Below are 13,266 nucleotides of genomic sequence, written 5' to 3' on the forward strand. Positions count from 1 at the left end.
CACCCTTAAAAACGGTAAACGCAGCGTCAACCTGTTTAGAGTGTCCGCATGCCAGAGAAGTTGCCGTCCAACGCCGCGCATGTCGCCGCCGTCCTTCGGGAGCTCGGCGTCGCGGGCGAGATCGTCTACCTGACGGAGAAGGCGCCGACCGCCGCCACCGCCGCCGCCCAGCTCGGCTGCGACGTCGGCGCGATCGCCAACAGCCTGATCTTCGACGCCGACGGCACCCCGCTGCTGGTCCTCACCAGCGGCGCGCACCGCGTCGACACCGGACTGATCGCCCGCACGGCAGGGGTCGCCCAGGTACGGCGGGCCACACCCGAGTTCGTCCGCGCCGCCACCGGCCAGCCGATCGGCGGCGTGTCACCCGTCGGGCACCCGGCTCCGGTGCGCACCCTGGTGGACACCTGGCTGGACAAGCACGACGTCGTGTGGGCGGCCGGCGGCCACCCGCACACGGTCTTCCCGACCAGCTTCACCGAGCTCGTACGGATCACCGATGGCACACCCGCCGACGTCGAGTAGGCGGGTGGTCGAGTTCCGCGGCGCCGGCCCCGCCGAGTTCGCCGGACGGCTCGACACGGTCATGGCGATCTACCAGGCTGCCATGAGCCCGCCGCCCGATCAGGTGGACGGCCGCAAGGGCATCATGCACAACCACGCCGCCTACCCGCGCTTCCAGTGCTACCTGGCTGAGCTGCGCGAGTCGCCGGTGATGCGGCCGGGCGCCGTCGAGGTGACGGACGACCGCGCCGAGCCGGCGCCCCGGATCGTCGGCTTCGCCTACGGCTTCCACGGCACACCCGGGCAGTGGTGGCACGACGTCGTCTACCGGGCGGTCGCCGAGCGGTCGGGCACGCAGGAGGCGGACGCCTGGCTGGGCGACGCCTTCGAGCTGGCCGAGATCCACGTGCACCCGGACTTCCAGGGCAGGGGCATCGGCCGGGCGATGATCGAGACGCTGTGCGCGGGACGGGCCGAGCGCTCGGCCCTCCTGTCGACCCACGACCGGCCGACGGCCGCCCGCCACCTGTACGGTGCGCTCGGCTTCACCGACCTGCTCAGCGCCTACGTCTTCCCCGGCGGCCACGAGCAGTACGCGATCGTGGGCCGCCCGCTGCCGCTGCCGAGAACGCCGAGCGCGCCCTGACCCCGCATCGGCCGCCCATACCCGTGCGCAACGCGTCCTGACACGCCCATACGAGACCGGGGGTACCCGCCCGCGCTCTCGCGCGACGCGGCGTCCGGCTCGTCGGAGCCCGGCGCCCCTGCGGCCTCGCCCGTTTCCCTGCGGCGCGGCGTCGCGTGCGCGGGCCTTCCCAGGCTATGCGGGAGGCCGCGCCGATCAGACGGCGGTGCGCAGGGATTCGTGGTCGAGGCGCTGGAAGACCTCGCGGGAGGCGCTGGAGCGGTTGAAGGTGATGAAGTGGATGCCGGGGGCACCCTCGTCGAGCAGCCGCTGGCACAGCTCCGCGCCGTGCTCGATGCCGAGCCGCCGCACCGCCGCCGGGTCGTCGCCCACCGCCTCGAACCGGACCGCGAGATCGGCGGGGAACGGCGCCCCGGTGAGCTGCTCGGAGCGGGCGATCGTGCCCATCTGGGTGACCGGCATGATGCACGGGATGATCGGAGTGCCGCAGCCCCGGGCCGCGACCCGGTCACGCAGCCGCAGGTAGTCGTCGGCCTGGAAGAACATCTGCGTGATCGCGTAGTCGGCCCCCGCCTGGCACTTGCGGACGAAGTAGTCGGTGTCGGACTCGATGGACGGCGAGCGCGGATGCTTGTACGGGAAGGCGGCCACGCCCACACAGAAGTCGCCCGCCTGGCGGATCAGGCGGACGAGTTCTTCGGCGTACAGGACCCCCTCGGGGTGTTGCACCCAGTCGGCGGTGGGGTTGCCGGGAGGGTCGCCGCGCACGGCCAGGATGTTGCGCACCCCGGCGTCGGCGAAGCGGCCGACGAGGTGGCGCAGCTCGCGCACCGAGTGGTTGACGGCGGTGAAGTGGGCGACCGGGGTCAGTGTGGTCTCGTGGGCTACCCGCTCGACGATGTCGACCGTGCGGTCGCGGGTGGAACCGCCCGCGCCGTACGTCACCGACACGAACGTCGGCCGCAGTGACTCCAGTTCGCGGATGGCCCGCCACAACTGTCGCTCGCCCGCGTCGGTCTTCGGCGGGAAGAACTCGAACGAGAAGGACCGCCCGCCTGAGGCGAGCAGCTCGCGTACGGTGGGAACCCGATCGGGCAGGACGGAGGGTCGACCAAGCGCCATGCTCTCCAGGTTACCGCGCGACCGGGCATCGAACCCTTCAACAGCGGCCGTTACTCTCAATGCATGACCACTGACGCCCTGCGCAAGCAGGTGGACCGTTCACTCCGGCAGTTTCTCGATCGGCAGGCGCCGGCGTTCGGCGACGGCGAACTCGAGCCGCTCATGGCCGCCGCGGACGATCTGCTCTCGGGCGGCAAGCGGTTGCGTCCGGCCTTCTGCTACTGGGGCTGGCGGGCGGCGGGCGGCGACGACGGGCCCGGAGTCTTCTCCGCGGCGGCCTCGCTGGAACTGCTGCAGGCGAGCGCGCTGGTGCACGACGACGTCATGGACAAGAGCGATCTGCGGCGCGGCATGCCGTCCGCGCACCGCAGGTTCCAGGGGGTGCACGAGAAGTCCGGCTGGCAGGGCTCGGCCGAGCAGTTCGGCGAGGGGGCGGCGATCCTGCTCGGCAACCTGCTGCTGATCTGGTCGGGTGAGATGTGGCGCACCAGCGGGCTGCCCGCCGACGCGCTCGCGGCCGCGCAGCCGCTGCACGACCACATGCGCACCGAGCTGATGTGCGGCCAGTACCTCGACCTGCTGGAGCAGGCGCAGGGCGAGAACACCTTCGACTCGGCGCTGCGGGTGGCGCTGTACAAGAGCGGCAAGTACTCCGTCGAGCAGCCGCTGCGGCTGGGCCTGGTGCTCGCGGCGGGCGGCGAGCGGCCGTGGATCACGGACCTGTGCGTCGAGTACGGCAGACGCGTCGGCATCGCATTCCAGTTGCGCGACGACATCCTGGGCGTGTTCGGCGACCCGGCGGAGACCGGCAAGCCCGCGGGCGACGACCTGCGCGAGGGCAAGCGGACCATGCTGATCGCCCGGACGCTCGCCTCGGCCTCGGCCGGCGACGCGCAGGTCGTGCGCGAGTTGCTGGGCGACCGTGCGCTGGACGAGCAGGGGGTGACGAGCCTGCGCGCGATCATCGAGGACACCGGGGCGCTGCGCGCGTGCGAGGACCTGATCGCCGAATACCTGGGGCAGGCGCTGGCGGCCCTCGGCCGGGCACCGGTCACGCCGGAGGCGCACGAGGCGCTGGCCGCCCTCGCGGTCGCCGCGACCTCCCGGACGACCTGACGGCGAAACGGGCACGCGGACCGCACCGGCGGGCCGGGCCCGCACGGGGAGGGGCAACCGGGACGATCACGGACCGAACGGGTTGCGACAACCGGAACGATCAAGGACCGAACGGGGCAACGGGGACAGCCGGCCAGAACCATCGCGGGCCGAACAGGGCGAACAGGGACGGGCGGCCGGAACGATCGCGGGGCGAGCGGCCCGGCCGCGTGACGGGGGCGGGTGTCAGGTGGCCAGGCGCTTCGCGAACTCCGCTGCCGCGGCGCCGGGGTCCTCGGCCTCGGTGAGGGCGCGGACCACCACGACCCGGGTCGCCCCCGCCGCCCTGACGTCGTCGAGGTTGCCCAGGTCGACGCCGCCGATTCCGAACCACGGCCGGTCGGTGCCGAGCGCCGCCGCGTGGCGGAGCAGGCCGGGTCCGGGCGCGGGACGCCCGGGTTTGGTGGGGGTGGGCAGGATCGGGCCGCAGCAGAAGTAGTCGACGCCCTCCTCCGCAGAGGCGGCGGTGGCCTCCTCGGCGGTGTGGGTGGACCTGCCGATGAGGATGTCGTCGCCGAGTATCTCCCGTGCGAACGTCACCGGCAGGTCGTCCTGACCCAGGTGGAGGATGTCGGGCCGGGCCGCGTAGGCGACGTCGGCCCGGTCGTTGACGGCGAGCAGGCGGCCATGGCGGTCACACGCGTCGCGGAACACTTCGAGGAGCGCGAGTTCCTCACGCGCCTCTAGTCCTTTCTCTCGCAACTGGACGATGTCCACGCCGTTGGACAGGACGGCGTCGAGGAAATCGGCCAGGTCGCCGCGGTCGCGGCGACTGTCGGTGCAGAGGTAGAGGCGGGCCCGGGAGAGCGCTTCAGAAAGCGAGGGCTTGGGCACGCCGCTTGACCTCCGTGTGGCGACCCGCCCTGATGGCATCGACGGGCGAGCCAGGCAGGGAGTCGTCTGGGGTGAAGAGCCAGCGCAACGACTCGACGTCGTCGTAACCGGCGTCCTGCAGCACGTTGAGTGTGCCTGGCAGGCCCTTCATCACGTCGTTTCCGTCAAGGAAGACAGCGGGCACCTGGGGCCCGCCACTGCCTCGTCTCACGCCGAGGAGCTTGTGGTCCTTGAGGAGTTGCTTGGCCCGCCCGATGCTGAGCTCCAGGCGTGCGGCCACTTGGGGGAGAGTGAGCCACTCGTCTACGAGCTGCTCGGTCTCCCGGTCGATCTGTGCAACAGAAAGCGTCACGAAACCACAACTACCACATGCCGCGCTTGCTCAAACAACACAGTCCCGTAGGGCGACATCTGGATCTACCAGGCGATCCACGTCCAGAACGGCGTCTGCGGCGATGAGTCTACGGCCCTGGACGAGGTCGCGGGGACGGTCCACCGCCACCACGGCGACGATCCGGTCGGCGTCGTCGAGCCACACCGTGGACCAGCTCGTCCCCTCGCGCCGCACGGTCTTCGTGCCCGCCGGGTGGTACCCGGCGTACTGCACCATGTGGCCGAACTGCTCCGACCAGAAGTAGGGCACCGGGTCGTAGACGGCGTCCTCTCCGAGCAAGGTGGCGGCGGCGGTGTCCGGCGAGTTCAGCGCGGTGTCCCAGTGTTCGACGCGCAGGCGGGTGCCGTAGCGGCGCGACCACCAGTTGGCGCAGTCGCCGACGGCGACGACGCCGGGCATGGAGGCGCGCAGATGCTCGTCGGTGACGACGCCGTTGTGCAGGTCGAGGTCGGCGCCGGCGAGCCATTCCAGCGCGGGCCTGGCACCGATGCCGACGACCACGACGTGCGCTTGGACGAAGCCGCCGCCGACCAGGTCGACGCCGCCTTCGACGACCTCGCTGACCATGGTGTCGAGGCGCAGGTCGATGCCCTCGTACCAGGGGACGGTACGGGCGCCCAGCTCGGCGCCGAGCGCGTGGGTGAGCGGTGCGGAGGCCGCCTCGATCACGGTGACCTCGCAGCCGGCCCGGCGGGCCGCGGTCGCGACCTCGGCGCCGATCCAGCCCGCGCCGATGATCGCCACGTGGGCGCCGGACACCAGGCGGGCGCGCAGTTCGTGGGCGTCGTCGAGGGTACGGAGCACGTGCTGCTGCCCGTCACCGGGCAGGGTGATCGGCTCCGAGCCGGTGGCGATCACCAGCCCGTCGAAGGCCAGTTCGCCCTCGGTCGTCTCGACGATCCCTTCGCGCAGGCCCTTGGCGACGACGCCGGGGCGGAAGTCGACGTTCAGCGCGGCGAGGTCGGTGTCGACGAAGCTGGAGTCGCTGTCGCCGAGCAGCACCGCCTTGGACAGCGGCGGCCGGTCGTACGGCCGGTGCCGCTCCTGTCCCAGGAGCGTGATCCGGCCCTCGTAGCCCCTGCTGCGGAGCGCCTCGACGCTGCGGATTCCGCCGAGCCCCGCCCCCACCACAATCACATGATCCACAAAGCGACCCTATCCGTGTCCACGCCCAGCCGTGCTCTCGACTCCCTCGAAGGTACTCACCCGCCGCGCCCTGCCCCGACCGCCCCCTTGCTCTCCTGCCTTCGGCTGCTGTCCTGCCTTCGGCGGCGGCGGCCGGGCCCTCAGGCGGCGGCGAACAAAGGGGCATTTGGGAGTTGTGTGGAGAAAGGTCGTAGGCTGGGGGTCGTAAGACGCGCGGGAGTCCGGCCGATGACCGGGCTGAGAGGAAGGCGGGACGGGCCTTCGACCGCAAGACACCTGATCCGGATCATGCCGGCGAAGGGAGCGGACATGGACGTGATCGTCGGCGGCGGGGTCGTCGGGCTCAGCGTCGCCTGGCGCCTGGCCAGGGCGGGACGCGTCGTCACCGTCGTGGACCCGGCCCCGGCTTCCGGCGCCTCCCATGCGGCCGCCGGGATGCTGGCCCCCGTGAGCGAGGTCACCTACACCGAGGAGCCGCTGCTGCGGCTGGGCGCGGCCTCCCTCGCCCGCTGGCCCGCCTTCGCCGCGGAGCTCCGCGAGGACGCGGGGCTACCGGCCGGCGGCGGGGCCGGTGAAGGCGCCGGTGACGGGGCCCGTGGTGCGGGCGGTGATGGGGGCGGCGACAGGGGCGGCGATGGGGGCTCCGACGGCCTCGACTACCGCACCGACGGCACCCTCGACGTGGCGTTCGGCTCGGACGATCTCGCCGCGCTCGACGAGCTGGCGGGCTTCATGGACAAGCTGGGGTTGCGGGTCGAGCGGCTGACCGGCCGCGAGTGCCGCCGCCTGGAGCCGATGCTCGCGCCCTCGGTACGCGGCGGCCTGCTGGCCCCCGGCGACGCCTGGGTGGATCCGCGCCGTGTCACCTCCGCCCTGCTGGCCGCGCTGGAGCGCAGGGGCGTCCCGGTGGTCAGGGAGCGCGTGCTGGAACTCGTCCGTGACACCGGGACAGGCAGCGAGACCGGCACCAGGGCAGCAGCCGGAACAGGGACCGGAACAACGGCCAGGGCGGGCACTGGGACGGGCATCGAGACGGGCGCCGGGGGAACCGTTCGCGGCGTCCTGCTGGAGGACTCCGGCGTGCTCGCCGCTGAACGGGTGGTGCTGGCGGCCGGGGCCTGGAGCCGGGATCTCGCCGACGTGCCCGTCCGCCCGGTGAAGGGCCAGATCGTCCGGCTGCGCTCGCCCCGGCCGCTGCTGGGCAGGTGCGTGCGCGGCATGGTGCACGGGCAGCCCGTCTACCTGGTGCCGCGCGGCGACGGCGAACTCGTCGTCGGGGCGACGCAGGAGGAACTCGGCTTCGACACCCGCGTGACCGCGGGCGGGCTGTACGAGCTGCTGCGCGACGCCCGCGAGCTGGTGCCCGGCATCACCGAGCTGGAGGTGGGCGAGGTGAGCGCGGGGCTGCGCCCCGGGACGCCGGACAACCTGCCGCTGATCGGGCCGAGCGGCGTGCCCGGACTGGACCTCGCCACCGGGCACCACAGGGGCGGCGTCCTGCTGGCCCCGCTCACCGCCGCCCTGCTCCTCGGCGAGGAGGACGACCTCGCCTCGGTCTGCGACCCCCGCCGCCCGGCGACGGCCACCGTCCGAAGACCAGGGGCCCAGACGGAGGAGACCCGGAAAGAGGAGCCCTGAAAGGGGAGACGCGGAAAGAGGAGCCGGGGAAAAGGGAGACAGGGAAAGGGTGACAGCGTGAATGTGACGATCAACGGGGCCGCTCACGAGGTCCCGCAGGGGACGACGGTGGCGCAGGCCGTCCGGCGGCTGACCCCCGCCACCGCGGGCGTCGCGGTGGCGGTGAACGACGAGGTGGTCTCGCGCGGCTCGTGGGAGAGCACGCCGCTGGCCGACCGGGACCGGATCGAGGTTCTCACGGCGGTGCAAGGTGGATGAGCTGCTGCTCGGCGGCGAGAAGTTCTCCTCCCGCCTCATCATGGGCACCGGCGGGGCGCCTTCGCTGGAGGTGCTCGACCAGGCGCTGGCCGCCTCCGGCACCGAGCTGACCACCGTGGCCATGCGCCGGGTCGACCCGGCGGCGCGCGGGTCGGTGCTGGACGTGCTGCGCGAGCGCGGCATCAAGGTGCTGCCCAACACCGCCGGCTGTTTCACGGCGGGCGAGGCCGTGCTGACGGCCCGGCTGGCGCGCGAGGCGCTCGGCACGAACTGGGTCAAGCTGGAGGTCATCTCCGACGAGCGCACGCTGCTGCCCGATCCGATCGAGACCTTCGACGCGGCCGAGCGGCTGGTCGCCGAGGGCTTCGTGGTGCTGCCGTACATCGGCGACGACCCGGCGCTGGCCCGCCGCCTGGAGCAGGCGGGGTGCGCGGCGGTGATGCCGCTCGGCGCGCCGATCGGCTCCGGGCTCGGCATCAGGAACCCGCACAACATCGAGCTCATCGTCGAGGCCGCCGGGGTACCGGTGATCTTGGACGCGGGCATCGGCACGGCCAGCGACGCGGCCCTGGCGATGGAACTCGGCTGCGACGCGGTGCTGCTCGCGACGGCGGTCACGCGGGCCCGGCGGCCCGAGCTGATGGCCTCGGCGATGCGCGCGGCCGTCGAGGCGGGCCGGATGGCACGTACGGCGGGCCGCATCCCCCGCCGCCGCTACGCCGAGGCCAGCTCACCACCCGTGGGGTGACCTCCGGCGGTCCGGACCCTGGCACGGGCGGGCACGGGCGGGCACAGGCGGGCGCTGGTGGGCACGGGCGGGCGCTGGTGGGCACGGATGGACGCGGATAGACATGGTCAGGCGACTCCGGCGGGAAAACGACCGTAAACTCGGCGGGGTGGACACGACGACTTCGGACCCCCTGGTCGGCCGGTTGCTCGATGGGCGCTATCGGATCGAGTCCCGGATCGCCCAGGGCGGTATGGCGTCTGTCTACCTGGCTCTGGACGTCCGGCTCGACCGCACCGTCGCGGTGAAGGTCATGCATCGCTCGCTCGCCGACGACCCCTCGTTCGTCCGCAGGTTCATCGGCGAGGCGAAGACCGTGGCGAGCCTGTCGCACCCCAACGTCGTGCAGGTCTTCGACCAGGGCACCGACGGCGACGTCGTCTACCTGTCGATGGAGTACGTACCCGGCAAGACCCTGCGCGACGTGCTGCGCGAGCGCGGCAGGCTGCCCGCCCGCGAGGCCCTGGAGCTCCTGATCCCGGTGCTGGCGGCGCTCGGCGCCGCCCACCAGGCGCAGATGGTCCACCGCGACGTGAAGCCGGAGAACGTGCTGCTCACGGCCGACGGCCGGGTCAAGGTCGTGGACTTCGGGCTGGCGCGGGCGATCGAGGCGACCAACCAGACCCGCACCGGCGTGATGATCGGCACGATCGGCTACATGTCGCCCGAGCAGGTGACGACCGGCGGCGCCGACGTGCGCAGCGACGTGTACGCCGCGGGCATCATGCTGTTCGAGCTGGTCACCGGCCAGCAGCCGTACGACGGCGAGACCCCGATGTCGGTCGCCTACCGGCACGTCCACGACACGGTGGCCGCGCCGTCCTCGCTGGTGGCCGAGCTGCCGCAGCTGATCGACGGACTGGTGGCGCACGCGACCCAGCGCGACCCGGACAACCGTCCGGCCGACGCGACCGCGATGCTGGTGGCGGCGGTCGAGGCGCATCGGCTGGTGCCGCGCACGACGACGCCGCCCGCGTCCCGCATGTCGCACTCGATGCCGGGCTCCGGTGCGCACGGCACGGGCGAGCAGCGTCCTTCCGCCCCGTACGGTCACCCGGCGCCCGCCCGCGACGACGTCCCCAACCAGACGCGGGTCCAGCCGCGCGCCTCGACGGAGCCGCCGGTCGCCGAGGCCCCGCGCAGGACCAGATGGGCGCTGCTGGTGGCGGCGGCGGTCGTGACGGTGGCGGCCGTGACCCTCGTGGGCTTCCACGTCACCCGTCCGGTGATGGTCAAGGTGCCCGAGCTGGCCGGGCAGAGCCTGGAGCAGGCCCGCAAGCGGCTGGGCGCGCTCAGGCTCAACGTCGAGGTGGCCAGGGGCAAGTACCACGAGCAGACCGGCAAGGGGCTGGTGCTCAGCAGCAACCCGGCCCCGGGCACCGAGGTCGTCGAGGAGACGACGGTGATGCTGGTGCCGTCGCTGGGGGCCAAGCGGGTGACCGTACCCAAGATCCAGGGCATGTCCGTGACCGACGCGCGCAGCACGATCGCCGCCGCCGGCCTGCAGATCGGCGCGGTGCGGCGGTATGAGAACCTCCAGGTGCCGCGCGGCACGGTGCTGAAGTCGAGCCCGGACGTCGGCGAGCGGATCAGGGAGGGCGCCCGCGTCGACATCCTGGTGAGCGCCGGGATGCGGATGCCGGACGTGTCCGGGATGCCCAAGGACGAGGCGGCCGCCTACCTGGGTGAGCGCGGCCTCGCGGTCACGGTCAACGAGATCGACGACGACGCCGAGCCGTGCACGGTCATCGCCCAGAACCCGAAGGCCAGGTCGGAGGTCGACCAGGGCCTGCCGGTCACGGTGACGGTCTCGCGCTGCCGCGACTTCTGGGAATGGCTGAGCAACGGCGACACCGAGGCCGACGACGACGCGAACAACGTGATGGTGCCGCAGGTGAGCGGCAAGACGGTGGCCGACGCCCGCAACGAACTGCAGGCGCTGGGCTTCAAGGTCAAGATCCGCAAGCTGCTGAGCGGCGACGTGGTGAGGTACCAGCGTCCGGCGCCGGGCAACGAGCGCCCGCACGGTTCCGACGTCCACCTGTGGTACTAGGCGAGCACGCCGAGCAGGCGCAGGCGGGCCAGGCCGCCGTCGGGGTGGATGTCGGCGCGGACGTGGGTGGCGGGCGCCTGCCGTACCCGGAAGCGGTGGGCGGTGTCCGGTTGCAGCCGGGTGCGCGGCAGCAGGTCGAACCAGTCGCCGTCGCCGTCGCGGCCGCGCAGCCCGATCTCGGCGGGCGCGTTGAACACCAGGTTCGTGGTGTCCACCTCGGCGAGCACGACGGTGCCCCGGGCGGCCAGCCGGATCTCCAGCCAGTCGTTGCCGCCGTCGCGGCGGCGGGCGGTCTCCCAGCCCTCCGCCTGGTGTCTGGCCAGGCCGGGGGCGATGACGTTGCCGGGTGAGGAGTAGAAGGCGTCGGAGCAGGCGGTGACCCGGCCGCCGTTGGCGAGGGCGGCGAGGTCGAGGCCGAGGCCGTCGTAGACCGACAGGTCGGGGCGGACCTCCCCGTGCACGCGCAGGCGGGCGATGCCGCCGTCCGGGTACATGCACAGCCGGACGTGGGTGAAGCGTTCGTCGCGGTCCACGGCGAGGCGGTGTTCGGCGTCGCCGCTCAGCGCGGTGCGGGGCACGATGGTCGTCCAGGGGGCCCGCTCAAGCTCGGCCGCCGACGGGTAGCCGTCGGCGGCCACGGCCTCGACGGAGGCGTGCGGCGGGTAGTTGCCCTTGAACCAGGCGGTGTCGACGACGACGCCGCGCACGACGCCGGGCAGGCCGAGGCGGACGATCGCCCAGTCGTGGCCGGGTTCGCGGCGGCGGCGGGTCTCCCAGCCGTCGTAGACCTGGCCCTTGCCGCCGAACGTGTGCGCCTGGAAGCCGGGACGGCCGGGCCGGATGAGCGCCTCCTTCTCGGCGAACGACTCGTCGCTGGCGGCGACGACCGAGCCGCCGTGGGTGCGCAGGGCGAGGTCGGGAAGGTCGGTGAAGTCCGGCATTCAGCACGCTCCCGGCTGGAGGAAGGCGCCGCGCGGCGCGGCGCCGAGGTCGACGGGCCGGCCGTGCAGCCAGGTGGTGCGGACCGCGCCCCGCAGGGTGAGCCCCTCGTAGGCGGTCACGGGGTTGCGGTGCTGGAGGCCGGCGGGGTCCACGGTCTCGGCGGCGTCGGGGTCGAAGGCGACCAGGTCGGCGTCGCGGCCGGGCGCGATCGCGCCCTTCGACCGCATCCCGGCCAGCCGGGCCGGTCCCGCCGACATCCAGCGGGCCACGTCGGGCAGGCCGTACCCTCTGCGCCGCGCCTCGGTCCATACGGCGCGCAGGCCGAGTTGCAGGGAGGAGATCCCGCCCCAGGCGGCGGCGAAGTCGGCCACCTTGAGGCCCTCCGGGGCGGGTGAGTGGTCGGAGACCACGCAGGACAGCACGCCGTCGGCGAGGGCGTCCCAGAGCCGGTCGCGGTTGTCGGCGGAGCGGATGGGCGGGCAGCACTTGAAGGCCGTGCCTCCTTCCGGCACCTGCTCGGCGGACAGGACGAGGTAGTGGGGGCAGGTCTCCGCGGTGATCCGTACGCCGGCGCGCTGGGCGCGGGCGAGGGGTTCGAGGCAGTCCGCGCTGGAGACGTGCAGGACGTGGACGCGGGCGCCGGTGCGCTCGGCGAGCCGGGCGAGCAGCTCGACGGCGCTGCGTTCGGCGGCGCCCGGCCGTGAGCGCAGGAAGTCGGGGTAGCCGGGGCCCGCGGGCTCGGCCAGCAGGGCGGGATCCTCGGCGTGGACGATCATCAGCCCGTCGAAGGCGGCCAGTTCGGCGAGGGCGGACTCCAGTTCGCCGGGGGCCAGTTCGGGGAACTCCTCGACCCCGGAGGGCGACAGGAAGCACTTGAAGCCGAACACGCCGCGCTCGTGCAACGGGCGCAGCGCGGGCAGGTTGCCGGGGACGGCGCCGCCCCAGAATCCGACGTCCACGTGGCACTGCCCGGCCGCCGCCGCCAGCTTGGCGTCGAGGGCGGCCGGATCGACGGTGGGCGGGATCGAGTTGAGCGGCATGTCCACGATCGTGGTGACGCCCCCGGCGGCGGCGGCCCTGGTCGCCGTGGCGAAGCCCTCCCAGTGGGTACGGCCCGGCTCGTTGACGTGGACGTGGGTGTCGACCAGTCCCGGCAGCAGCGCGACGGCCCCGAGGTCGCGCTCCTCGGCCGCGTCGAGGGGGGCGTCGTGGGGGTGGACGGCGGCGATCCGCCCCGCGCGCACGGCGACGGCCGCGGGCCGCTCCCCCTCGGGGGTGACGACCCGGCGGGAGCGGATCACCAGATCGTGCACGGCTCAGCTCCAGTCGGCGGCGACGCGGGCGGCCAGGCGTTCGAGCAGCGGCCCGGCCTCCGCCATGCAGCGGGCCGGGTCGGGTTCGAGGTCGGTGAGCGCGTAGGCGGCGCGGATGCCCGCCGCCCGCAGTTCGCCGTCGCTGAGCGAGCGGCGTCCGCACACGGCGACGACCGGGACGCCCGACGGCGCGGCGGCCCTGGCGACGCCGATCGGGGCCTTGCCGCGCAGCGACTGGGTGTCGAGCGAGCCCTCCCCGGTGATCACCAGGCGGGCTCCGGCGAGCTTGGCGCCGAAGCCGAGCAGGTCGAGGAGGTAGTCGATGCCGGGCCTGATCTCCGCCCGTAGGAAGGCCAGGGCGGCGAAGCCGACGCCGCCCGCCGCCCCCGCGCCGGGCGCGCCCGCCACGCCCATGGGCCTCGGCCTGCCGTCGTGCTCGACGGCGGCGACGAGGCCGTGGATGGCGGCGGCGTC

Annotated in this window: 14 protein-coding genes and 1 riboswitch; of the genes, 7 read left to right on the forward strand and 7 right to left on the reverse strand. The window is 73.3% G+C overall.

Annotated elements, in window-relative coordinates:
- Positions 1-48 precede the first annotated feature (48 nt).
- Both ABD120_RS18085 and ABD120_RS18090 read left to right on the forward strand, forming a co-directional pair.
- Positions 49-525: a YbaK/EbsC family protein gene (locus ABD120_RS18085; protein WP_343951078.1), complete on the forward strand. Its 477-nt coding sequence runs from the start codon at positions 49-51 to the stop codon at positions 523-525.
- A 4-nt stretch (positions 526-529) separates the two neighbouring features.
- Positions 530-1,150, forward strand: a complete 621-nt coding sequence (locus ABD120_RS18090; protein WP_343951080.1) for a GNAT family N-acetyltransferase — start codon at positions 530-532, stop codon at positions 1,148-1,150.
- 195 nt (positions 1,151-1,345) lie between these two features.
- On the opposite strand, the gene metF is transcribed toward ABD120_RS18090, so the two are convergent.
- A complete protein-coding gene (gene metF / locus ABD120_RS18095) occupies positions 1,346-2,272 on the reverse strand; it encodes a methylenetetrahydrofolate reductase [NAD(P)H] (protein ID WP_343951081.1) in 927 nt (308 codons plus the stop codon).
- 63 nt (positions 2,273-2,335) lie between these two features.
- Between metF and ABD120_RS18100 the strand changes: the two genes are divergently transcribed.
- Positions 2,336-3,388 carry a polyprenyl synthetase family protein gene (locus ABD120_RS18100; protein WP_343951082.1) on the forward strand — a complete coding sequence of 351 codons (1,053 nt, stop codon included), beginning with the start codon at positions 2,336-2,338 and terminating at the stop codon, positions 3,386-3,388.
- 225 nt (positions 3,389-3,613) lie between these two features.
- Here ABD120_RS18100 and thiE read toward each other — a convergent pair whose 3' ends face one another.
- Genes thiE through ABD120_RS18115 form a run of 3 tightly spaced genes read right to left on the reverse strand, consistent with a single transcriptional unit; the run spans position 3,614 to position 5,801 of the window.
- A complete protein-coding gene (gene thiE / locus ABD120_RS18105) occupies positions 3,614-4,261 on the reverse strand; it encodes a thiamine phosphate synthase (protein ID WP_343951083.1) in 648 nt (215 codons plus the stop codon).
- Positions 4,239-4,613 carry an Rv2175c family DNA-binding protein gene (locus tag ABD120_RS18110; RefSeq protein ID WP_343951084.1) on the reverse strand — a complete coding sequence of 125 codons (375 nt, stop codon included), beginning with the start codon at positions 4,611-4,613 and terminating at the stop codon, positions 4,239-4,241. The genes thiE and ABD120_RS18110 overlap by 23 nt, the downstream gene beginning before the upstream one ends.
- A 30-nt stretch (positions 4,614-4,643) precedes the next feature.
- Positions 4,644-5,801: an NAD(P)/FAD-dependent oxidoreductase gene (locus ABD120_RS18115; protein ID WP_343951085.1), complete on the reverse strand. Its 1,158-nt coding sequence runs from the start codon at positions 5,799-5,801 to the stop codon at positions 4,644-4,646.
- Between the two features lie 203 nt (positions 5,802-6,004).
- Positions 6,005-6,121, forward strand: a riboswitch (TPP riboswitch).
- Between ABD120_RS18115 and ABD120_RS18120 the strand changes: the two genes are divergently transcribed.
- The 4 genes from ABD120_RS18120 to pknB all read left to right on the forward strand — a co-directional run bounded on the left by ABD120_RS18120 (position 6,111) and on the right by pknB (position 10,537).
- Positions 6,111-7,439 (forward strand): FAD-dependent oxidoreductase, encoded by a 1,329-nt coding sequence (locus ABD120_RS18120; RefSeq protein WP_343951086.1) that lies wholly within the window; start codon positions 6,111-6,113, stop codon positions 7,437-7,439. (Overlaps the previous riboswitch by 11 nt.)
- 57 nt (positions 7,440-7,496) lie before the next feature.
- Positions 7,497-7,697 carry a sulfur carrier protein ThiS gene (gene thiS, locus ABD120_RS18125; RefSeq protein ID WP_343951087.1) on the forward strand — a complete coding sequence of 67 codons (201 nt, stop codon included), beginning with the start codon at positions 7,497-7,499 and terminating at the stop codon, positions 7,695-7,697.
- Complete coding sequence (locus tag ABD120_RS18130; protein ID WP_343951088.1) at positions 7,690-8,445, forward strand: thiazole synthase; 756 nt, start codon at positions 7,690-7,692, stop codon at positions 8,443-8,445. The genes thiS and ABD120_RS18130 overlap by 8 nt, the downstream gene beginning before the upstream one ends.
- Positions 8,446-8,593: 148 nt before the next feature.
- On the forward strand, positions 8,594-10,537 hold the full coding sequence (gene pknB / locus ABD120_RS18135) for a Stk1 family PASTA domain-containing Ser/Thr kinase (RefSeq protein ID WP_343951089.1): 1,944 nt from the start codon (positions 8,594-8,596) through the stop codon (positions 10,535-10,537).
- On the opposite strand, the gene alc is transcribed toward pknB, so the two are convergent.
- From alc to ABD120_RS18150, 3 genes are all read right to left on the reverse strand, one after another.
- Positions 10,534-11,478, reverse strand: a complete 945-nt coding sequence (gene alc, locus ABD120_RS18140; RefSeq protein WP_343951090.1) for an allantoicase — start codon at positions 11,476-11,478, stop codon at positions 10,534-10,536. The two genes, pknB and alc, sit on opposite strands and share 4 nt — an antisense overlap.
- Complete coding sequence (gene allB, locus ABD120_RS18145) at positions 11,479-12,792, reverse strand: allantoinase AllB (protein ID WP_343951091.1); 1,314 nt, start codon at positions 12,790-12,792, stop codon at positions 11,479-11,481.
- 3 nt (positions 12,793-12,795) lie between these two features.
- The coding region (locus ABD120_RS18150; protein ID WP_343951092.1) for a glycerate kinase at positions 12,796-13,266 on the reverse strand (471 nt) is incomplete at its 5' end.

The organism is Nonomuraea longicatena, from assembly GCF_039525605.1.
In the GTDB taxonomy this organism is placed as follows: Bacteria; Actinomycetota; Actinomycetes; order Streptosporangiales; family Streptosporangiaceae; genus Nonomuraea; species Nonomuraea longicatena.

Excerpts from the sequence above, each read along its gene's own strand:
- ABD120_RS18085 (WP_343951078.1), top strand. The coding sequence starts at position 49 with ATGCCAGAGAAGTTGCCGTCCAACGCCGCGCATGTCGCCGCCGTCCTT.
- metF (WP_343951081.1), bottom strand. The coding sequence starts at position 2,272 with ATGGCGCTTGGTCGACCCTCCGTCCTGCCCGATCGGGTTCCCACCGTA.
- ABD120_RS18100 (WP_343951082.1), top strand. The coding sequence starts at position 2,336 with ATGACCACTGACGCCCTGCGCAAGCAGGTGGACCGTTCACTCCGGCAG.
- ABD120_RS18120 (WP_343951086.1), top strand. The coding sequence starts at position 6,111 with ATGGACGTGATCGTCGGCGGCGGGGTCGTCGGGCTCAGCGTCGCCTGG.
- alc (WP_343951090.1), bottom strand. The coding sequence starts at position 11,478 with ATGCCGGACTTCACCGACCTTCCCGACCTCGCCCTGCGCACCCACGGC.